We start from the raw sequence: 20,507 nt of genomic DNA, 5'->3' as shown, positions 1-20,507 counted from the left end.
TATTTTAACAGGATGACTTTGTTAATTCAACTGTTAAAGGTCAATTCCTCGACATTCTTCGCAGGATTTACCAGTATCTCCTTGATACAGTCATTATATACAGAAACGGACTGAAAGTGACAGACAAAAGCCCGCCGGAGCGGACTTTTGTCGTAAAGCGCTTTCATTTTATCCAGAGTTTTTCTATTTCCTCTAATGATTTATTTTTCGTCTCAGGGCAGATCGTCACGACAAACAAGAAACAGAGAATATTAATGACGGCGAATATCCAGAAAGTGTACGCGAGACCCAGCCCGCTGATCATCATCGGCACGAATTGGCCGATCGCCCAGTTCGCCCCCCACAGGAATATCGTCGCAATACCGGCGGCGCGTGCGCGGAGGTGGTTCGGAAAGATTTCTGAAATCATGATCCACGTAATCGGCCCGACTGAAACGCAGAAAGCGGCGACGAATCCTAATATAATGACGACTAAAGCCGGACCGCTTGCCAGCTGAAAATAAAAGGATGCCCCGATTAAGATCATGAACAGCGCCATAAAGGCTGATCCGACCCCCATCAGCTTTTTCCGGCCAACTTTATCGACTAAAAGAACCGCAATAATGGTGAAAATCACTTCGACGACACCGACGATGCATGTCGTGACAAACCCCGCATTCTGCCCGAAGCCCATCATTTTGAAGATTTCCGGCCCGTAATACGTAATCGCGTTCATGCCGATGACCTGATTGAACAAAGCCAGCAGAATCCCGATCACAAGCGCTTTTCTCAGCCCCGGTTTAAACAGCTGAGACAATGAACCCATTTTTTCTAATTGTAAAGACGTTTCGATTTGTTTGATTTCTTCTTTCGCGGTCTGCTCGCCGTTAATGCGCGTCAGCACGGCGAGAGCTTCATTCCTGCGCCCCGCTTTTGCAAGCCAGCGCGGACTTTCCGGCACGATAAGCAGCACGATAAAAAAGATGACAGACGGAATCATGCCGTAAGCGAGCATCCACCGCCAGCCGGTGTGCACCCCCCATTCATATGAGCCGGACTGCTGGACGGCGAGGTTAATAAAATAAGTGCCGGAGATGCCTAATATCGTAAACAGCTGATACAGTGAGGACAGACTGCCGCGTATGGCCGGCGGAGCGGCTTCGGTAATATAGGTGACAGAAAGCGAGGAGCCCATTCCGATTCCCAGACCGCCGATGATTCTGGCGATAATTAAGGAAGACACACTTTGAGAAAGCGCAGAGACAACCGCTGACACCGCAAACAAAAGGGCCGCTGCCATCAGAACCTTTCTCCGTCCGAAACGGTCACTCAAAAATCCGGAAATACCGACGCCGAAAACACCGCCGATCATAATGCTTGAAATCACGAGCCCTTCCATAAAAGGACTTAAACGGTACAAGTCTTTCAGAAAACCGATGGCGCCGGAAATCACCGCCGTGTCATAACCGTACAAAAGCCCTCCCAGTCCGGCCGCGCATGAGATGAGAATGACAAACCACTTCGAATGCTCCCGAGTGACAGGTACATTTGAGCCAATTGGTGCCGGGTGATTCTTCATGAATTTTTACCCTCCCGCGAATAATAGAATAAAAACGCTTACAAATCAGAGCACTATTACATTTGTACGTACTTATAAAGAATTTTATCTAAAAATAAGGAAAATTAGTACGTACAAATAAAGAATAAGCAGTTTTTCAGAATCTGTCAATTGTTTTTACGACTTGATGAAAGGGCTTACTATGTTATACTGGAATTTGTCCGTATACATTTTGGAGGAATTGATATGCTACCGAAATATGCTCAAGTAAAAGAAGAAATTTGTTCATGGCTGAATCAAGGAAAAATACAGCCTGACCAAAAGCTGCCTACGGAAAATGAGCTGATGCAGCAGTTCGGCGTCAGCCGCCATACCATCAGAAAAGCGATCGGGGATTTAGTCTCGCAGGGGCTGCTGTACAGCGTTCAGGGCGGAGGCACCTTTGTCGCTTCACGCACGGCGAAATCAGCCATGCATTCAAACAAAACGATCGGCGTCATTACAACGTACATATCAGACTATATTTTCCCGAGCATCATCAGGGGAATCGAATCTTATTTAAGCGAACAAGGCTATTCCATGCTGCTGACGAGCACCAACAACAATACAGAAAGTGAACGACGCGGCCTTGAAAACCTGCTGTCTAAAAATATAGACGGGCTGATTGTCGAGCCTACGAAAAGCGCGCTGCAAACGCCCAACATCGGCTATTATCTCAATCTGGAGAAAAACGGCATTCCGTTTGCCATGATTAACGCTTCTTATGCGGAGCTGGCCGCACCGAGCTTTTCCGTCAATGATGTCAAAGGCGGCATGATGGCTTGCGAATACGTCATGTCCCTCGGCCACACGCACATTATGGGAATTTTTAAAGCGGATGACACGCAGGGCGTCAAACGGATGAACGGCTATCTGCAGGCGCATCGGGAGCGCGGGATTTTCCCGTCTCCGGACATGATCGTAACTTACACGACTGAGGAAAAAGAAACCGTGCTTCTCCAAAAGATTAAGGATACCCTTGAGCAAAACAGCGGATCATACCCGACGGCCATTCTTTGTTATAATGATGAAATTGCGCTGAAGACAATTAATCTTCTCAGAGAATTCGGCTTAAAGGTGCCTGATGACGTGTCAGTCATGGGCTATGATGATTCACATTTCGCCCAGATTTCCGAGGTGAAGCTCACCTCTGTCAAGCACCCGAAATCCATTATGGGGAAAGCGGCGGCAAAATACGTCATCGACTGCTTAGAACATAAAAAACCGAAGCAAGATGACGTCGTGTATGAACCGGAACTCGTCATCCGGAATTCCGTCAGGCGGATCGGCGAATGAAAAAAGCAATGTGCTGCGCACATTGCTTTTTTTGATCAGCTGTTTTTTAATTCGGCGATGATTTCAAACGACCGCATTCTGTCGGCATGCTCAAAGCTTTCTGAATTCACCATGATTTCATCGGCCTGTGTTGTCCGGATGAAGTTTTCCAGCTTTTCCTTCACACGATCCGGTCCGCCGACGATCGTTGAACTGAGCTGTTCATTGACCATCGCTTTTTCATACGGCGACCAGATTTGATCCATGTCTTCAACAGGGGGCTTCAGCTGGTTCGGCGTGCCGCGGACGAGGTCTAAAAATCTTTGATAATGCGATGTCGCCAGATGCTCCGCCTTTTCATCCGTGTCCGCGGCAATAACGGTAACGCCGACCATCGCGTACGGTTTATCCAGTACGTCTGACGGACGGAAGGAGCTTCGGTATAACTCAAGAGCCGGCACGGTATTTTTCGGTGAGAAATGAGCCGCAAAGGCGAACGGAAGCCCGAGCTCTCCGGCAAGGCGTGCGCTGAAGCCGCTTGAGCCCAGAAGCCAGATCGGCACGTCCAGCCCTTCGCCCGGAATGGCGCGGACTTGATTGCGCACATTGCCTGTCGGTTTGAAGTAATTTCTCAATTCTTCAAGCTGATCCGGAAAATCTTCCCCGCTGTTTATGTTTCTTCTTAAGGCTCTTGCCGTTAATTGGTCGGTTCCCGGCGCACGCCCGAGTCCGAGGTCAATCCGCCCCGGATATAACGTTTCAAGGGTTCCGAATTGCTCCGCGATTACAAGTGACGAATGATTCGGCAGCATAATGCCGCCTGAACCGACGCGGATTTTTTTCGTGCCGCCGGCGATGTGGCCGATCAGCACTGACGTTGCCGAGCTGGCGACGCCTTCTATATTATGATGCTCCGCCAGCCAATAGCGGTTATAGCCCCACTCCTCGGCGCGGCGCGCTAAATCCATGCTGTTGCGGAACGATTCAGCAACCGTTCCCCCCTGTACGACCGGCGATAAATTCAATACGGAAAACGCAGTATCTTTCAATGTATGTTCAGCCATCGTTTTCTCCTTTATGGTTTAGTGTAAGCAGATCTTAAACAAGGTCTCTACCACCCACCTTACCACAGCTTTTCACGTGAGTTAAACAATTTGATTCGATGATCTTCGAACAATCAGTCAGCGGTCATCACTGATGAACTCTGTATGAATGAATCTATAACATTCAGATATGAAGAGCCTAGAATGATATAAAAATGAAAAGATATCATTGAAAGAACAGAACCAATAATGTTAACATATGTCATATATTGAATAGGAAGGAAGTCATTCTATATGCGTAAAAAACTCTTAATGGCACTCACAACAGCTTTACTGGCAGCAATCTTTTTTACAGGAAACACCGATAAGGCATACGCCGCAGACTTTTATTCCGGCACTCAGCAGCATTTAAATGTAAGCGGATTTACCGATGCCTCCTACTACACGAAAAAAGCGAAAACTGTCGATTTTACTCTCAGTACACCGTATCCGTCTAATCGAACCTTTAAAGGAAACCTATACTTACAGCGAAAGTCAGGAAAGAAATGGACGACTTGCAAAAAAACAACCTTTTCATTCTCAGTAAGGGTGACTAAGTCATTCTCTTTAAAAGGATGCAAGACAGGTTATTATCGTGTCAAAGCCACGTTCAGCGGTTCAAAACTTGTCAATACGACAAACTCTTTTAAAATTAACCGATAAGATTCAGGACCCTAAGATGATTAGGGTCTTTTATTCATTCTTTGTGAGTTCCTGCGCGATTTGAATAAAAAGTTTTGCCGCCAATGAAGCTTCCTTTACGGAAGGAACGGCAAGCAGAACATCGCGGTACACCGCCTGATTCAATTCTCTCGTCACGACATTGTCCGGCAGCGATATTCCCGACATAGACATTTGTGATAATATCGCAATTCCCAGCCCTTCTTTAATCATGCTGATGGACGTATTGACGTTGTAAACAGTGAATGCGGCAGTCAGCACAGATCCTGCCTCCCTAAACATATCAATAAGCGGTGATTCGTACCCTCCGTCACAGATGATCATCGGCTGGCAGTCAAGGTCTTTCAGAGTGATTGACTCACAGCTGCAAAGCGGATGATCATTTCTAAGCACGACGGCCATTTTATCTTTTTTCAGCGGCAGATATTCCATGTCTTCCGTAGGAAAAAGAGTAATACCTGCGTCTATTACCCGGGAACGGAGCCATTCCTTTACTTCGTTGACCGTTCCTTCATGAAGCACCAATTCAAGCTTCGGATACCGCTTTTTAAACATGCTGATCAGCTTTGGAATGAAATAAGCGGAAGCGGCCGGAAATGTGCCGACGTGAATCGTTCCCTGTTCAAGCCCTCTTTCTGCGGCCGCGAGCTGCTCGGCTTTTTCTATGCCTTTGAGCACCTCTCTGATATGGACGAGAATTTTTCCGCCCGTGTCCGTGAGTCTTATGCCGTTGCGGCGCTCGCGGATGATCAGCTTAATGCCGAGCTCTGACTCAAGCGCCGAGATGGCATGGCTGACGGCGGGCTGCGTCATATTCAGCGCCTGCCCTGCTTTTGTAAAGCTTCCCGTTTCAGCGATTTGAACAAAAACCCGCAGTTGTGTAATCGTCATAACGTTTTACTTATGCTCCTTATAAAAAAGATTCATTTTATTTATCTTGCTGATTACCGTATCATATGATGGAATTGTTCTACAAGGAGTGAACGACGTGAAACAGCTTTCGAAAATACAGACGGCTCTTATGCTGGCGTTTTTAGTTACGGTATGGGGGATTAACTGGCCGCTGACAAAGGCCGCGCTCGCCTATTCCCCGCCTCTTCTGTTTGCCGGAATCCGCACGCTGATCGGCGGACTTCTATTATTAATGGCGGCGCTGCCCCGTTTTAAAAAGCTGCGTTTTAAAGAAACGTGGCCGATCTATCTGATTTCTGCTATTTTAAATATTACTTTATTTTACGGCCTGCAAACGGTCGGCTTAAATTACCTGCCTGCCGGCCTATTTTCAGCCATTGTGTTTTTCCAGCCGGTTTTAATGGGTGTTTTTTCTTGGCTGTGGCTCGGCGAATCGATGTATCCTTTGAAAATAGCTGGGCTTATTCTAGGCTTTTCCGGTGTCGCCGTCATCAGCTCAGCCGGTTTCGGAGGTCATATTTCCATCGCCGGCATTCTTTTGGCCTTAGGCTCCGCAGTCAGCTGGGCGCTCGGCACGGTATATGTGAAAAGAACGGGCGGACGCGCGGACTCGATCTGGATGGTCGCTCTTCAGCTTCTGATCGGCGGCGTGCTGCTTGTGAGCTCCGGCAGTTTTTCAGAAAGCTTTTCAGCGATTCAATGGAAAGCTCCGTTCATTCTGAGCCTTCTGTTCATTTCGGTATTTGTCATCGCGCTCGGCTGGCTCGCCTTTTTTACGCTTGTCGGTTCAGGGGAAGCAAGCAAGGTTGCCTCTTACACCTTCCTGATCCCGCTCATATCCATTGTCGTCAGCTCGATATTCCTGCATGAGCCGCTGACCGTCAGCCTTTTAGCCGGACTGCTTCTGATTGTCACAAGCATTTGCTTTGTGAATATAACACCAAAGAGACTGAAAACACCTGCTTTGGCCGCAGAAAAAAAGGCCGCTCATTAAAAAAACTCTTGCCGCGGGGCAAGAGTTTTTTTGTTTATTGATGTCTCCCTTTCACGAGATACGCAGCCGTAATAAGCAGGTAGATGGCCGCGGTGATGCATGTGATGACAATGGATGTCGTCGCAATTACGCCGATCAGGATGGCCAAAAGCGCAAGCACCGCGAACCAGGTCGTGTACGGGAACCATTTGACGTAATAAGCCGGCTGTTCTGTTGAATGTTTTCTTGATTTCAAATGGGCGAATCCGATAATCAGCCAGATGAACAGCACGGTATAGCCGAGTGAACCCATCAAATAATTAAACGTCTGGCTTCCTGCAAATAAAGAAATCAGAACGCCTACATATAAAAATGACGTACAAGTCAGAATCGCATAGACGGGAACCTTTTTCTTCGATAGTTTTGAAAAGATTTTCGGCACCCGGCCGTCAGAAGCCTGCGTAAATAAGACGCGGGATGACCCATACAATCCCGAGTTCATAGACGAGATAATCGCAAGAAGAATGACGGCATTCATAATATGGTCGGCACCCGGAATTCCGATCATCTTAAATACTATGACAAACGGGCTTTCGGGAACGCTGTTGACTTGATTCCAAGGAATCAGGCTGACGATGATGAAAAACGGCAGCAAATAAAAAGCGACAATCCGCGTTAACGTGCTTCGGACAGCTTTCGGAATCACCTTTTCGGGGTTTTTTGTCTCCGCCAGCGTGACGCCGATGATTTCCGTTCCGCCGTATGAGTAGATCACGACGAGCATCGCCGTAATGACGCCCCCCGCTCCATGCGGGAAGAACCCTCCGTGATCCGTTAAATGAGACAGCCCCGGCGCCGTGTGATTGCCGAATGAGAAAAATAAAAGCAGAATTCCGCATAAAATAAAGATGACAATCACCGTAATTTTAATGAGCGCAAGCCAGTACTCTGTCTCGGCAAAAAGCTTCACAGAAAGCATGTTTACGACCGTTACCACAATGGAAATAATCAAAGCGAGTATCCATATCGGACATTCCGGCAGCCAATATTGAATGAAAATGGCGGCTACGACCGCCTCTGCAGCAATATTGAGCACCCACATTTTCCAATAGATCCAGTCTAAAAAGTATGCAGCGTACGATCCGAGAGACTGCTCAACCAAATCACGGAACGTTCTTGCATGTTTGTTTCTGACGGCCATTTCGGCCAGCCCCTGCATAATAAACAGCAGAATGATTCCGCCGAGGAGGTAGGCCAGCAGCACGGAAGGCCCGGCTTCATCAATCGCCGTGCTGCTGCCTTTAAAGAGCCCGGCCCCGATTGCGCCTCCAAGCGCCATCATCATAATGTGTCTGGACGACATCGTCCGTTTCAACGTTTGCTTGTCCTTTTCCATCTATCACACGCCCTCTCGCAAAAAGTGTTCATCACATAAAAAAGCACGCCGCCTCTTTTTAGAAAAGAGACGGCGTGCCTCAGGCAGCCGCGGTACCACTCTTGTTGATCCCGAATATCCGGAATCCAGCTTAAAAACCTTTTAACGAAGGTCAGCCGTTAGGACATAGGGAATATTCCGACAATTCCGTTCCGCCCTGCCACTTCCGGGCGAGTTCAAAGAACAATCAGTCCGCGTTGCACCACCCCGCGGCTCTCTTTTTCTGACTGGATTCTTTTACTGCTCCCGTTCACAGTGTTTTATGTTAAATGAATCTCTTGAGTTTTTATTTTCTGAATATAGTAACATAATATACAGTCTTCTAATTTCAAAGTCAATACTAATTTTTACCGTCCTATTGTCCTTCCCGATCATTCGAAAATCTCAGCTGAAATCCGGAAACAAGGCTTTGCTTTCCAGGTGCCGCGCTTTCCGCTTTCACCTTAGTGTTTGCGTATAAAAACAGCGCAAGCGCAATGCCGAAGGATATGACGAGAATCCATGCTTTTTTCATCCAGATGCCTCCTCACTTTCTATCATCGGCGGCCTTTCTCTTTTTTTATACACCAAATCGAAAAAACAATTTTAAAATTCTGTTTTCCTTATATTGAAACTTGCTTTATCATAAAAGTATGCGTTTACATTCGAATAGGGAGGTTATAGCATGACCCCTGTCAATTCAAGCAGTATCGGGAAGATTCAGGCAGCCAGCAAAGGCTTGTCGCCAAAATTGAGAGCGATTGCAGATCATATCGTGAAGGAACCGAAAGACGTGGTTCATCTCTCTATCATTCAGCTGGCGGAAAAAACGAAAAGCTCTGAAGCGACGATTTTCAGGCTGTGCAAGCGGCTCGGTTTTTCCGGCTATCAGGATTTAAAAATCGCGCTTGCTCAGGAAATCGTTCAGGAGCCTGTGCAGCACATTCATGAAGAAATGAGTCCTGATGACAATACCGAAGTCATCATCCAAAAAGTTTTCCGCGCAAATATTTCCGGCCTGACCGATACGTTTCAGTTGTTAGATCCGGCCGATGTTGAAAAAGCGGTAGAGATGATTCACGGCGCAGACAGAATCGAATTTTACGGAAACGGCGGCTCCGGGCTGATCGCCACAGATGCGTATCATAAGTTTATGCGCACGGGCATAAACTGCATCGCTCACACGGACTCTCACTTTCAGGCGATGTCAGCGGGTCTTCTCGGTCCCGGAAGCGCAGTCATTGGGATTTCTCACTCAGGGAGCAACAAGGATGTGCTCGACGCGGTGAAAACGGCCAAATCGCTCGGCGCGGGCACGATCGGCATTACAAGCTACCAAAAGTCGCCGCTCACCCAGATTTCTGACGTTGTGCTGTATACATCAACAAGGGAGACGGCCTTTCGAACGGAAGCGATGTCCGCAAGACTCGCCCAGCTGACGGTCATTGATACACTTTATTTCGCAACGGCACGTCTGCGGCAGGAGAAAACGCTCGCCAACTTGCAGCAAATCAGAAAAATGATCGCGCACAAACGTTTGTAACCGTTTTCTGAATATTTATTTTTCAAAAGAGAAAAGCCGATACAGCGGGAATTGAGGCAATTTTGTGAAAAAAATTTTCTTCTCTATCGTTGATTTATAAAAAAATTATTCCTATAATTGACTTTGTAAGGGCATACATTATCAATCTATCTTATTATTCAATTAGAGTAGGCGGGATATATATGAAGGAAACCCAAGCTGTTATCGGTCTGGATATCGGCACGACCAGCACGAAAGCCGTTCTGTTCGGACCAAGAGGCAAAGTGCTATCCAAACATTCGGTTCACTATGATTTAATACAGCCAAAGCCGGCATGGGCCGAGCAGGATCCCGAGCACATTTTGGAAGCTGTTATCGCGAGCATCAGAGGCGCCGTCACAAAGGCCGGACTGAGCCCGGACAACCTGCTGGCAATCGGTATCAGCACCGCCATGCACTCATTGATTGCTGTCGATCAAAATGGCGGCCTGCTGACCAAAAGCATCATTTGGGCGGACAACCGCAGCGCCGAGCAATCAAAACGGATTTTAAAAGAGATGAACGGTTTCGATATTTATAAAAGAACGGGCACACCGGTTCACCCGATGTCTCCCCTTTCCAAAATTGTGTGGATGAGAGAACAGGATAAGGAGACATTCACGAAAGCCGCCAAATTCATCAGTATTAAGGAATATATTTTGCACGAGTTTTTCGGAACTTATGTCGTTGATTATTCGATTGCTTCGGCAACGGGGCTGTTCCGTTTAGAGACGCTTTCATGGGATGAAGAAGCGCTCCGGATTGCCGGAATCCGGGAAGATCAGCTGTCGGACATCGTGCCGACCACTCACCAGCTATGCGGCCTTGCGCCGGAAATCGCGGCACGGATGGGCATTCATGCGGATACTCCGTTTATCATCGGCGCAAATGACGGCGTGCTTGCCAATCTGGGAGTAGGCGCGATCGGCAAAGGCGAAGTAGCCGTTACGATCGGAACAAGCGGAGCCATACGTTCGGTGACGGATAAGCCGGTGACGGATGAAAAAGCGCGGACGTTCTGTTATGCGCTGACTGACAAGCATTGGGTCATCGGAGGACCGACGAATAACGGAGGCATTATGCTGCGCTGGCTTCGTGATGAATTCGCTTCTCCTGAGGTCGAAACGGCGAAGCGGCTTGGCATTGATCCGTACGATTTAATGATTGATATCGCGGATAAAGTGCCCGCAGGCTCTGATGGTCTGCTGTTTCTGCCGTTTTTATCAGGAGAGCGCGCGCCGTTTTGGAATCCGAATGCCCGCGGAACGTTTTTCGGCATCAGCCTCCGCCATAAACGGGAGCATTTTATCAGAGCGGTGCTGGAAGGCGTCATCATGAGCGTCTTTTCGATCGGTGTCGCACTGAGAGATTTGGCGGGCCCCGCAAAAGATGTGCGGGCATCCGGAGGGTTTGCGAGATCACCGCTGTGGAGGCAGATTTTGTCCGATACGATGGGACGGGAAGTCCTCGTTCCGGAAAGTTATGAGGCATCAGCGCTCGGAGCTGCCGTCCTCGCTTTACACAGCATTGGCGAAATGGAACGGATTGAGGATGTTCAGGACTGGATCAGAATTTCTCACCTTCATGAACCGAATGTCAAAAACAGCGAAACATATATTGAGCTGTTTTACTTATACGAGCGGCTGTATGACAAGCTCAAAGATGAATTTGACGTCATCAGTGAATTTCAGCTCAAACAAAGCCGTTAATTCTTCTTTGAAAGGGTGAAAAGGTCATGTTACTGTTTATAGTCATTGCCGCTATTATCGTTTTACTCTTATTGATTACGGTCGCTAAGTTAAATCCTTTTATCAGTCTTTTGATTACATCCATTCTTGTCGGTTTCGCAGCGGGCATGAAGCTGCCGGACATTATCACTTCGATGAAAACCGGGCTCGGCAATACGCTGTCTCTGCTTGCGATCGTGCTGGCCCTCGGCACGATGCTCGGAAAAATGATGGCTGAATCAGGCGGTGCGGAGCGGATCGCCCACACCCTGATCGGCCGTTTCGGCAAAAAGAAAGTGCATTGGGCGATGGTGGCCGTTGCTTTTATCGTCGGCATCCCGGTCTTTTTCCAGGTCGGCTTCGTCCTGCTCGTGCCGCTTCTGTTTACGATTGCGATTGAAACCGGTGTTTCATTAGTGACGATCGGAATTCCGCTCCTTGCGGGACTTTCCGTCGTGCACGGATTGGTTCCGCCCCACCCGGCGGCGATGGCGGCTGTCGGCATTTATCACGCCAATGTCGGAAAAACGATTGTGTATTCTTTAATCGTCGGCATTCCGACTGCCATCATCGCGGGGCCGCTTTACGGAAAATGGATCGGTAAGCGTATTCACAAACCCGTCCCCGAACTGTTGAAAAAACAATTTATTGAACGGAATGAAAAACGCAAGCTTCCGGGATTCGCAAATACATTGTTTACGATATTAGTACCGGTGATTCTGATGCTTATGGCAACGCTTGCCGAAATTGCGCTTCCGGAAAAAAGCGCGCTCTATGACACTTTTAAATTTATCGGCGACCCTGTCACGGCGCTTTTGATCGCCACGGTTTACTCCTTTTTCAGTCTTGGATTTTATCAGGGCTTTAACAGAGAAAGCATTTTAAAATTCAGCAATGACTGTCTGGGACCGATCGCTTCCATTCTGCTCGTGATCGGAGCCGGCGGCGCTTTTAACAACGTTCTGATTGATTCAGGCGTCGGCACGTACATCGCAGACATGGCGAAGCATTCGAGCTTCTCTCCCGTTCTTTTAAGCTGGACGATCGCGGCAGTCATCCGTGTCGCGACAGGTTCAGCGACTGTCGCCATGATGACGGCGGCCGGTATTGTTGCACCGATTGCATCTGTCATGCCGGGGGTCAGCAGCGAGCTTCTTGTTTTGGCAACGGGAGCAGGCTCTTTGATTCTGTCTCACGTCAACGACTCCGGTTTCTGGCTCATTAAAGAGTATTTCGGAATGACCGTGAAAGAAACGTTCCTGACATGGACGGCGATGGAAACGATTATTTCTGTCAGTGCGATTTGTTTTATTATGATTATTAACGCGTTTATATAAAAGCCGAATAGTGACCCCTGTCAAGTAGACAGTGTTAAAAAGACACTAAGCAGCCTGAGTCCTGTATTGATATGGGCTCAGGTTGTTTAACTTCTTTTGGAACCGTTGATGGTTATAAAAATGAATATATTTACATACTGCTTCTTGAACTGCTTATGCTGTTTTGAATGAATATAAATACATACATTCCGTTTTAAAATGGCTAAAGAAACTTTCCATACAGGCATTGTCCCAACAGTTTCCTCTTCTCGACATACTGGCTTTCATCTGATATTTTTTGAGTAGATTGTGGTAGAGGAGGGATGTACATTGGAAACCTTGGTCGCTATGCAGGAGTACGCCTTTTACATCATTCCGTTTTTTCTTTGCTTTTTTAGCGTATCCACTACAAGTTTCAGGTCATTCCTTCGACTGATCTGATAAGCGGCGATTTCATTATTATACAAGTCTTTCATCACAGAAATGTACAGTTTTTGGCCGCTGAACATTAAATAGGTAATATCCGTTACCCATTTTTCATTAGGTGTTTCGAAGCTGTAAAATCTCTGTTTAGATGGTTGCGGGAAGTGATGTGCGTTTCTTTCTTGCCGTAAAAGGGGCGAATTCTCGGCCTGCCCATACCAGTGCCATTTGCCTTGCGCGTTTCTCCTTAAGCCCTTTCATCCCTCTGTCTGAAAGTGGTTAACCCATCTCCTTACTTGGTATTTATCAATGTTCATTTCTCTGGCGATTGTCTGATAACCCATCCCATCATTTAGGTGAAGATCAACAACTTTTTTCTAAAGTGAATATCATAAGTTTTACGTGTTTTCCCAATAAAAATCCCCTCCATTGCAGACAGATCAGTATGCTTTCTTTTTTCTGTCTACTATGAGGGGATCATATCAATATGAGCTGGGCTCCTTTTTCTTTAACGAAACAAAAGAACAGCTAATATCCCTAGATTAATTATTCCTAAAAGGAAGGAAACGACCGCTATCCCTTTGTTTTTCTGCATAAAATAAAGACCATTTATAACCAAGATACAGCTGATCAAAGCATCAAATAATCGGAGAGCCATAACGTTAAAATCAACTTCCGACTCAAAAAAGCTAAATATCGATACTGCTATTAAAAAGATTACTGATACTGTGATATAAATCAACCAGTCCCTAGATGCACTGCTCTTTTCAGTTTCTTTTTGAATACTGTTCATGAGTTGTTCAAAACCACCTTATAACAATATTTCCTAAATTTTATAATATGCACCTAATCATTTTCAATGCATCGTTATAATGATAAAAAAGAGGGGTATTTCTTCCCCCCCTCTCCTTAATTATCCGCAAATTAATTTTATTGCTTTGCTTTTTGAGTTGTGCTTGATAATAACACAAACTGTTCCGCAACCAATACCAATTGCTAGGTTGATGGCCGCAATTCTTAAGCAAGAAAGAGCACAAGAGCCTCCATTTGCTATATCATATAACCAAGATACAGCAGCTCTGCAGCTCATCATAGTTGATGCTTTTGTTTCTTCCGCAGAGTCTTTTGAATCCTTTAAGTAATCTTCTACAGAAACTTCTGTTCCATTATCCAGTTTGACTTTTCCGCCTTCTGTTAAGTTTACATCTTCAACAACTTTACCAGCTTGTTTTATTTGTAAATTAAGAAGTTTTTCTGATTCATCAAATGTAATGTAAGTTTCAATGGTATCGAATATTTGTTCAGTTTTCAGATCAACAAAATATTGTGCTGATGTTAATCCAGACTCCATATCATCAACAGGAATTGTTACCACAGCCATGCCTTCTTTTACATTTACAATCTCTTCATCTTGTTCATTTGAAAGTCCAAAGAAGCTGTTTTTTGGTTTTTTCACCAACTTGTTTTGTTTAAATTCCTTTGAGGCATAGACAATTTCTTTTGCTTTTTGTTGATCTTCTAATGGTCCCGATGACTCAGGAACCCCTGATTGGCATGAGGTACAATTTGTTTTTGCTTTTCCTAAAACATTTGAATTAGCTTTAACACTAGTATTAAAAGAGAAAATCGTTACTAATGTAAGTGTGAAAGCCATTAACAGTGAAAAAAAGCCTTTCTTATCCATCAAATACCTCCTTTTTCCATATTTTAGGTATACCCATGAAGATTGTAACTTATTTCCAATTCAGAATCAACAACAAAACAGATAATTCTATTAAAATCAAAAAAATTTCTAAAATAGCGGACTTTATTTTCACTGTCAAAAAACTGTCTAATTGCACTTTCTTTTCGTTCGTAAATACAATCATAGAAAACCCATACATCAGGTGAAATTGCTGAGACATCGGCGCCGGTTTCAAAACAAAAGATCTCAAAAGGTAAAATAACACGGATCAAATTGATCATTTCTTACTTTTGTATCACATTTTGTCTGTTTCTTCATTGTCCCAAGGTAAGATCTTGTTGATCTATTAAAATGAAAGGATATGAATATGAAAGTATTTGAAGCCAAAACACTGCTTTCAGAAGCAGATAAACGTGCAAAAGAATACAAGGAATTAAGAAGCCAGATGGTCAATCTTAAAAAAAGCCTTTAAAGCCGCAGCTGACTTAGATGACAGTAAGTTTTCCGGAAAAGGTGCTGACAACATCAAAGCATTTTATCAAGATCACGCTGGTGTGGCTGACAATTGGATTGATCTAATTGATAGGAATAATTAGGAAATGTGGACGAAGCACTTGTTACCTCAATGTTCATTTCTCTGACGATTGTCTGATAACCCCCATCATTTAGCTGAAGATCAACAACTTTTTTCTTAAAGTGAATATCATAAGTTTTACGTGTTTTATCTATAAAAAATCCCCTCCATTGTAGACAGATATGCTTTCTTTTTTCTGTCTACTATGAGGGGATCATATCAGAAAACCGGGGGTTGTTTTTTATCGGTCATTAACAAGGATATAAGCGGCTTTCACGGGTCCGTGGACGCCGACAACCAAGTCCATTTCGATATCGGCCGAGTTGCTCGGTCCGGTAATATAGTTGATGCAGGAAGGAACGGTGACGCCGTCTCTGATCTGCTGTTTCAGGATATCGCTGGCCTGCGTCATTCTCGGCACAATGGAAGATTTCGGAATGATTGCGATATAGGTGGTCGGAAGCAGGCTGACTGATCGGCCGGCATGCTCTGACGCATACAAAACGACGGTGGCTGATTCAGCAAGCGTAATCTCGCTGAATGTAATGCCTACATTCGCTTGTTCCGCTTTTTCAATATTTTTCGCTCCTTGTTCCGCATCCCATTCCCAAACCGGAATGCCTTCATCCGGCCACTCTTCCGACACAAGAGTCTGCAGGCCGTACGTTTCAAACCGGCTGTCTTTCGGAATGATGACAGGCCCTCCTTCAAAACGGTCCACCTGCGTGCGCAAAGCGGCGTACAGCCCGGCGGCATCCGTTTCGATCAGCTCGGTATGAATGTTGACGCAGTGGTCTTTCAGCATCGTGACAAGATCATCTTCCGTACAGCCCGCATGCGTTTCATATTGAGGCTGGTACTTCCATTCAGGCAGGGACACGCCTGCTTTTCTGCGCTCTCTGCCCAGACGTCCGGCGATCCGGTTTAAAAAGGATTCCTGATGTTTAACCGTCCCTTTCATCATCATTCTTCCCCCTTTTGTTTTTCACGGTCAAAAAACCAATCTCTGAATCTCGATTTATGCGGCGCCGGGAAGTCCCGGACTGCGGTCCATCCCTTTAACGGCCCCGGCCCTTTTGATATTTTGTCATCTTCCGTAAACGGCGTCATGGCGGCAGGCGCCCATTTTGATCCCATTTTATAAAGGGACGGGGATGACGAGCCGATCCCGAAGGCTTTCATGGCCAGTTTTTCGCTGAACGGCGCTTTGCCCTCTTTTTCCACGATGTTCTGCCGATGCTTGAGCAGCAGCTCGTGCAGCGGAATTTTAACAGGACACGCTTCCGTACAGGCCGCACATAAGGAAGATGCGTACGGGAGCTCCTTATACTCATCGTATCCGCCGAGAAGGGGCGATAGGACGGCGCCGATCGGACCCGAATAGATGGACCCGTACGAGTGTCCGCCGACATGTCGGTATACAGGACAGACATTGATGCAGGCGGCGCAGCGGATACATTGCAGCACCGATTGAAATTCCGTGCCGAGAATGCGGGAACGCCCGTTATCCACGACCACGAGGTGGAATTCCTCCGGCCCGTCTGCTTCTCCTTCCTGCCGGGGGCCCGTAAGCGCCGTAATGTAACTTGTAAGCCGCTGGCCGACCGCGCTTCTCGTCAGCATGCTGACAAGCACTTCAAACTCAGAAAATGAAGGAACGATCCGCTCCATTCCCATCACGGTGATCTGCGTCTTCGGCAGCGCGGACACAAGGCGGCCGTTTCCTTCGTTTGTCACGAGACTGACCGATCCCGTATCCGCGATTGCAAAGTTGCAGCCCGTGATGCCGACATCCGCTTCGAGAAATTTTTTCCGGAGGACGCTGCGCGCGTGCATGACGAGCTCTTCCGGTTTTTCCGTCTGTTTGTATTCGAGTCTCTCTTTAAACACGTCACGAATCTGCTCTTTGTTTTTGTGAAGAGCCGGAGCAACAATATGTGACGGCGGATCGTGATCGTCAATCTGGAGAATATATTCGCCGAGATCCGTTTCTGTGACTTCGCAGCCCTCATCTTCAAGCACTTCGTTCATATTGATTTCTTCTGTCACCATGGATTTGGATTTTACGATTTTTTTGGCGTTTTTCTGCCGGATGACATCGCGGATATAGGAGGACGCTTCTTCCGCCGTTTCGGCGAAAAATACGTGCCCCCCTCTTTTGGCGACGTTTTCGGCGAGCTGTTCTAAATAGAAATCAAGATTGTCCAGCACATGCTGTCTGATTTCCTCCGCATGGGAACGCCAATCCTCCCAGTTTCCCAATTCCTCTGCCGCCTGAAGCCTTCTCGTCCTGAGCCGTTCCTGCGCTCCGGAGACGGCTCCTCTCATAAATTCATTATCTATTCCTTCTGATACCCGCTCTTTAAAAGCGGCGGTACCGATTTTCATCGCCATGATTTTACCCCCCTGTGGTTTCTCCTTTTATCTGCTGTTCAGCACTTCGGCGATGTGCATGACTCTGACGTTTTTATCCTTACGGTCAAGACGCCCTCCGATATTCATCAGACAGCCGCAATCCGCCCCGATCAGCACCTCGGCCTCCGTTTCTTCCACGCAGGCGACCTTTTCATCCACCATTTGCTCAGAGATTTGCGCCATTTTTACTGAAAACGTTCCTCCGAATCCGCAGCATTGATGTTTTCCGGGAAGCGAAGTAAACTCAAGCCCCTTTACATGACGCAAAAGCTTCATCGGCTCCTCCGACACGCCGAGCAGCCTTGTCATGTGGCACGACGTATGTAATGTCGCTTTTTTATGCAGCACCGCCCCGACATCCTCCACTCCGAGAACATTGACGATAAAATCTGTTAACTCATACGTTTTGTCCGCAAGCTGCTGCGCTTTTTCCGCCCACTTCGGATCGTCCTGAAACAGATGCGGATATTCACGGAACATCGTCGTACAGGAACCTGACGGACTGACGACGTACTCCGCTTTTTCAAACGCGGCAATCATCTGCTTCATTGCTTTTTTCGCGTCCGTCACATACCCGCTGTTGTATGCGGGCTGCCCGCAGCAAATCTGACCCTCGGGAAAATCCACCTCACACCCGAGCCGTTCCAGCACCTCAACCGTCGCCTTTCCGACATTGGTCTGGAACATATCCACAAGGCACGTGACAAATAATGAGACTTTCATGATGAACCCCTCTTTCATCCTCAATATGTGATCCGGTCATCTGATGACCTGTTTTTGGAAAGCTCTATAAATATCCTACACTATTCTGAATATGGATTGGAAGGTTTTTCTGAAAAATCCTTTTGTCCGATGCGCTAAGAGCACAAAAAAAGAGAAGCCCGAATGCTTCTTTACGCCTCATTTTTCAGCAGGCATCCCAGCCGTTGGACCCCCTCTTTTAGCGCGGCTTTTCCTGCGTAACTGAACGACAGACGGAGATATTCTGCGCCGTCTTCCTGATGCAGAAAAAAATATTTACCGGGTACATAGGAAACACCGTGAGAAAGAGCCCGCTCCAGAAGTGCAGACGTATCAGCCCCCGGCACTTTTACCCAGACAAAATAACCGCCGTCCGGCACGTGCCAGGATGCGGACTCCGGCAGATATTGCTTTAATGCGGCGATCAATACGTCACGTTTGCTCCGGTATGCTTTACGCAAGGCGGCGAGCCGTTCTTCAACATTCGTTTGTTCCAGATAGACGGCGGTCACCGCTTGAGAAAATGGATGATCCAAGTCTTTTTTAAACCAAGACAACGCCTTGATGAATGCAGCGTCCCCTGCAATCCAGCCGATTCTCAGACCCGGGGCGATGACTTTTGAAAATGAACCGGCGTACAGCACCCGGCCGTTCTGATCCATGGCTTTCAATGACGGCGGGATATCCGTGAATCCGAGCTCGCCGTATGCGTCATCCTCCAAGATGAGAAAATCATATGTGTCGGCAAGCTGAAGCAGGCGGGTTCTCCGCTTCGCTGACATCACGGTTCCCGCAGGATTCTGAAAAGCGGGTATCGTGTAAAGAAGACGCGGAAGCACAAGCCCTTTTCGTTTTCTTTCCTCAAGCATGAACGCTAATGTTTCTGTTTGCAGGCCGTCTTGATCTGCCGGAATGCTTATCATATGCGGTGTGTAATTTTTAAAAATCTCGAGCGCTTCCATGTAAGCCGGAGCTTCTGCGGCAGCGGCGGTTTGTTCATCGAGGAACACCCGGGCTGCCAGATCTATCGCCTGACAGGAGCCCGAGGTCACGAGCAGTTCATCGTCACGGCAGCGAATGCCGCGGATGGCCAACCGTTCTTGAATCTGCTTTTTTAAAACGGCCGTCCTCGGACTTCCCATATAATGCAGCGGCAGATCGCGCTCCTCATCCAGAAGGCGGGACGCGGCTTCTTTCAGCTCCTTATCAGGAATGAGCGCGGGATCGGGATAGCCGGAATGCAGAGGGATGCACGCTTTTGGAACAGCCGGCATCCACTCCCCGGGAGGATCGTTTGTCAGAGCTTTCTTTACATGGTCAGGAAAAAAAGATTCGGCCTGCATGTGATCTTATCCCCTTTCACAAGTCAGCTTCTATACATTTTCTTCAAAATAAGCCCCCAGCACTTCTTCCACATTGGTCAGGTGCGCGGTCATCGCGGCTTCCGCTTCATCCGCGTCTCCGGCCGCGACGGCGCTGTATATGCGTTCATGCTCTTCATACAATCGCTGCACGCTCGTTCGTTTAGAAAACAGCCAGATTCTTCTCGTTTCTCTCATCGTTTCCAAAAGAAGCGCAGAGACATGATTCATGAGATGCTTGAGCAGGCCGTTTTGTGATGCTTCCGCCAGCGCCATGTGAAAGGAGAAATCTGCTTTTTCGCCCAATTCTTCGTCTCCGTCGATGTCTTTCATCTCCATGAGGGCCTGGCGGATTTTTTGTAAATCCTCTTCGGTGCGTTTTTCAGCGGCCATGGCGGCGACGCCGAGTTCAAGCAGCTTTCTCACTTCGAGCAGCTGTTTGACATCCTCTTTTTTCATTAAGAGAGCGGAAGAAAGCGGCTGGGAAATATGGGACGGCTCAAATTCTCTTATGTATGTGCCTTCTCCCTGCTTCATGTCGACGAGCCCCATCGCTTTTAAAGCCGACAGCGCTTCTCTGACCGCCGAGCGGCTGACCTGAAAGCTCTCGGAAAGCGCCTGAACGGAATCAAGCTTTTCACCCGGCTTAAGCTCGCCCGCTTTTATCTTCTCCAGCAATGCATCAGCGATTTCTTCGTAAATTTTTTTCGTTTTAATTTGTTTATATTTCAACGCGATCACCCCGTCACTTGTGAATCTTGATGTTTATCGTCTATTATACTTCTTTTTTCG

General features: G+C 47.1%; 20 protein-coding genes, 3 pseudogenes and 1 other annotated feature. Of the genes and pseudogenes, 7 read left to right on the top strand and 16 right to left on the bottom strand.

Annotated features, from left to right (window positions below):
• Nucleotides 1-163 precede the first annotated feature (163 nt).
• Nucleotides 164-1,558, bottom strand: coding sequence for an arabinose-proton symporter AraE (araE, locus tag ICW23_RS09950; protein WP_045925933.1), 1,395 nt, complete (start codon nucleotides 1,556-1,558; stop codon nucleotides 164-166).
• Between the two features lie 225 nt (nucleotides 1,559-1,783).
• On the opposite strand from araE, the gene araR reads away from it, so the two are divergent.
• Nucleotides 1,784-2,872, top strand: coding sequence for an arabinose utilization transcriptional regulator AraR (araR, locus tag ICW23_RS09945; protein WP_049627429.1), 1,089 nt, complete (start codon nucleotides 1,784-1,786; stop codon nucleotides 2,870-2,872).
• Between the two features lie 35 nt (nucleotides 2,873-2,907).
• Here the strand turns inward: araR and ICW23_RS09940 are convergent, their stop codons facing one another.
• Nucleotides 2,908-3,915, bottom strand: a complete 1,008-nt coding sequence (locus tag ICW23_RS09940; protein WP_188154435.1) for an LLM class flavin-dependent oxidoreductase — start codon at nucleotides 3,913-3,915, stop codon at nucleotides 2,908-2,910.
• 273 nt (nucleotides 3,916-4,188) lie between these two features.
• On the opposite strand from ICW23_RS09940, the gene ICW23_RS09935 reads away from it, so the two are divergent.
• The gene (locus ICW23_RS09935) at nucleotides 4,189-4,596 is read left to right on the top strand and encodes a hypothetical protein (RefSeq protein ID WP_188154434.1); all 408 of its coding nucleotides are present in this window, start codon (nucleotides 4,189-4,191) and stop codon (nucleotides 4,594-4,596) included.
• Between the two features lie 30 nt (nucleotides 4,597-4,626).
• On the opposite strand, the gene ICW23_RS09930 is transcribed toward ICW23_RS09935, so the two are convergent.
• Complete coding sequence (locus tag ICW23_RS09930; RefSeq protein ID WP_188154433.1) at nucleotides 4,627-5,505, bottom strand: LysR family transcriptional regulator; 879 nt, start codon at nucleotides 5,503-5,505, stop codon at nucleotides 4,627-4,629.
• Nucleotides 5,506-5,602: 97 nt separating this feature from the next.
• Between ICW23_RS09930 and ICW23_RS09925 the strand changes: the two genes are divergently transcribed.
• Nucleotides 5,603-6,520 (top strand): DMT family transporter, encoded by a 918-nt coding sequence (locus ICW23_RS09925; protein WP_188154432.1) that lies wholly within the window; start codon nucleotides 5,603-5,605, stop codon nucleotides 6,518-6,520.
• A gap of 34 nt (nucleotides 6,521-6,554) precedes the next feature.
• Here the strand turns inward: ICW23_RS09925 and ICW23_RS09920 are convergent, their stop codons facing one another.
• Together ICW23_RS09920 and ICW23_RS09915 are read right to left on the bottom strand one after the other, a co-directional pair.
• Nucleotides 6,555-7,895, bottom strand: a complete 1,341-nt coding sequence (locus tag ICW23_RS09920) for an amino acid permease (RefSeq protein ID WP_047477202.1) — start codon at nucleotides 7,893-7,895, stop codon at nucleotides 6,555-6,557.
• 62 nt (nucleotides 7,896-7,957) lie between these two features.
• Nucleotides 7,958-8,197, bottom strand: a binding site (T-box leader).
• 92 nt (nucleotides 8,198-8,289) lie between these two features.
• Nucleotides 8,290-8,448, bottom strand: a complete 159-nt coding sequence (locus ICW23_RS09915) for a hypothetical protein (protein WP_016937878.1) — start codon at nucleotides 8,446-8,448, stop codon at nucleotides 8,290-8,292.
• Nucleotides 8,449-8,598: 150 nt separating this feature from the next.
• Between ICW23_RS09915 and ICW23_RS09910 the strand changes: the two genes are divergently transcribed.
• The 3 genes from ICW23_RS09910 to ICW23_RS09900 all read left to right on the top strand — a co-directional run bounded on the left by ICW23_RS09910 (nucleotide 8,599) and on the right by ICW23_RS09900 (nucleotide 12,538).
• Nucleotides 8,599-9,456: a MurR/RpiR family transcriptional regulator gene (locus ICW23_RS09910; RefSeq protein ID WP_016937877.1), complete on the top strand. Its 858-nt coding sequence runs from the start codon at nucleotides 8,599-8,601 to the stop codon at nucleotides 9,454-9,456.
• 182 nt (nucleotides 9,457-9,638) lie between these two features.
• A complete protein-coding gene (gntK, locus tag ICW23_RS09905; protein ID WP_188154431.1) occupies nucleotides 9,639-11,183 on the top strand; it encodes a gluconokinase in 1,545 nt (514 codons plus the stop codon).
• A gap of 26 nt (nucleotides 11,184-11,209) precedes the next feature.
• Complete coding sequence (locus tag ICW23_RS09900) at nucleotides 11,210-12,538, top strand: GntP family permease (RefSeq protein ID WP_016937875.1); 1,329 nt, start codon at nucleotides 11,210-11,212, stop codon at nucleotides 12,536-12,538.
• 45 nt (nucleotides 12,539-12,583) lie between these two features.
• On the opposite strand, the pseudogene ICW23_RS19240 reads toward ICW23_RS09900, so the two are convergent.
• From ICW23_RS19240 to ICW23_RS09870, 6 genes and pseudogenes are all read right to left on the bottom strand, one after another.
• Nucleotides 12,584-12,673 (bottom strand): annotated as a pseudogene (locus tag ICW23_RS19240) (IS3 family transposase); the annotation flags it as partial.
• Between the two features lie 18 nt (nucleotides 12,674-12,691).
• On the bottom strand, nucleotides 12,692-12,805 hold the full coding sequence (locus ICW23_RS19235) for an integrase core domain-containing protein (protein ID WP_099744175.1): 114 nt from the start codon (nucleotides 12,803-12,805) through the stop codon (nucleotides 12,692-12,694).
• Nucleotides 12,806-12,882: 77 nt separating this feature from the next.
• Nucleotides 12,883-13,053: pseudogene (locus ICW23_RS19230) on the bottom strand (DDE-type integrase/transposase/recombinase); the annotation flags it as partial.
• Between the two features lie 144 nt (nucleotides 13,054-13,197).
• The gene (locus tag ICW23_RS19225; protein WP_076983029.1) at nucleotides 13,198-13,284 is read right to left on the bottom strand and encodes a helix-turn-helix domain-containing protein; all 87 of its coding nucleotides are present in this window, start codon (nucleotides 13,282-13,284) and stop codon (nucleotides 13,198-13,200) included.
• Nucleotides 13,285-13,448: 164 nt separating this feature from the next.
• The gene (locus tag ICW23_RS09875; RefSeq protein WP_188154430.1) at nucleotides 13,449-13,733 is read right to left on the bottom strand and encodes a hypothetical protein; all 285 of its coding nucleotides are present in this window, start codon (nucleotides 13,731-13,733) and stop codon (nucleotides 13,449-13,451) included.
• Between the two features lie 120 nt (nucleotides 13,734-13,853).
• The gene (locus tag ICW23_RS09870) at nucleotides 13,854-14,624 is read right to left on the bottom strand and encodes a putative immunity/bacteriocin fusion bifunctional protein (RefSeq protein WP_188154429.1); all 771 of its coding nucleotides are present in this window, start codon (nucleotides 14,622-14,624) and stop codon (nucleotides 13,854-13,856) included.
• A gap of 367 nt (nucleotides 14,625-14,991) precedes the next feature.
• Between ICW23_RS09870 and ICW23_RS09865 the strand changes: the two are divergent.
• Nucleotides 14,992-15,208 (top strand): annotated as a pseudogene (locus ICW23_RS09865) (T7SS effector LXG polymorphic toxin); the annotation flags it as partial.
• 231 nt (nucleotides 15,209-15,439) lie between these two features.
• On the opposite strand, the gene ICW23_RS09860 reads toward ICW23_RS09865, so the two are convergent.
• From ICW23_RS09860 to lutR, 5 genes are all read right to left on the bottom strand, one after another.
• Entirely contained in the window at nucleotides 15,440-16,162 is a 723-nt protein-coding gene (locus ICW23_RS09860; protein ID WP_049627437.1) for a LutC/YkgG family protein, read from the bottom strand.
• Nucleotides 16,162-17,592 (bottom strand): LutB/LldF family L-lactate oxidation iron-sulfur protein, encoded by a 1,431-nt coding sequence (locus ICW23_RS09855; protein WP_016937873.1) that lies wholly within the window; start codon nucleotides 17,590-17,592, stop codon nucleotides 16,162-16,164. Before ICW23_RS09855 ends, ICW23_RS09860 begins: the two co-directional genes overlap by 1 nt.
• 27 nt (nucleotides 17,593-17,619) lie before the next feature.
• On the bottom strand, nucleotides 17,620-18,336 hold the full coding sequence (locus tag ICW23_RS09850) for a (Fe-S)-binding protein (protein WP_016937872.1): 717 nt from the start codon (nucleotides 18,334-18,336) through the stop codon (nucleotides 17,620-17,622).
• Nucleotides 18,337-18,506: 170 nt separating this feature from the next.
• The gene (locus ICW23_RS09845) at nucleotides 18,507-19,697 is read right to left on the bottom strand and encodes an aminotransferase-like domain-containing protein (RefSeq protein WP_188154428.1); all 1,191 of its coding nucleotides are present in this window, start codon (nucleotides 19,695-19,697) and stop codon (nucleotides 18,507-18,509) included.
• Between the two features lie 30 nt (nucleotides 19,698-19,727).
• Nucleotides 19,728-20,447, bottom strand: a complete 720-nt coding sequence (gene lutR, locus ICW23_RS09840) for an L-lactate utilization/bacilysin biosynthesis transcriptional regulator LutR (protein ID WP_060964222.1) — start codon at nucleotides 20,445-20,447, stop codon at nucleotides 19,728-19,730.
• Between the last annotated feature and the right edge of the window lie 60 nt (nucleotides 20,448-20,507).

It is taken from the genome of Bacillus sp. 1021, assembly GCF_014534735.1.
Lineage (GTDB): Bacteria > Bacillota > Bacilli > Bacillales > Bacillaceae > Bacillus > Bacillus siamensis.
This window is presented reverse-complemented; position numbering and strand designations above follow the sequence as displayed.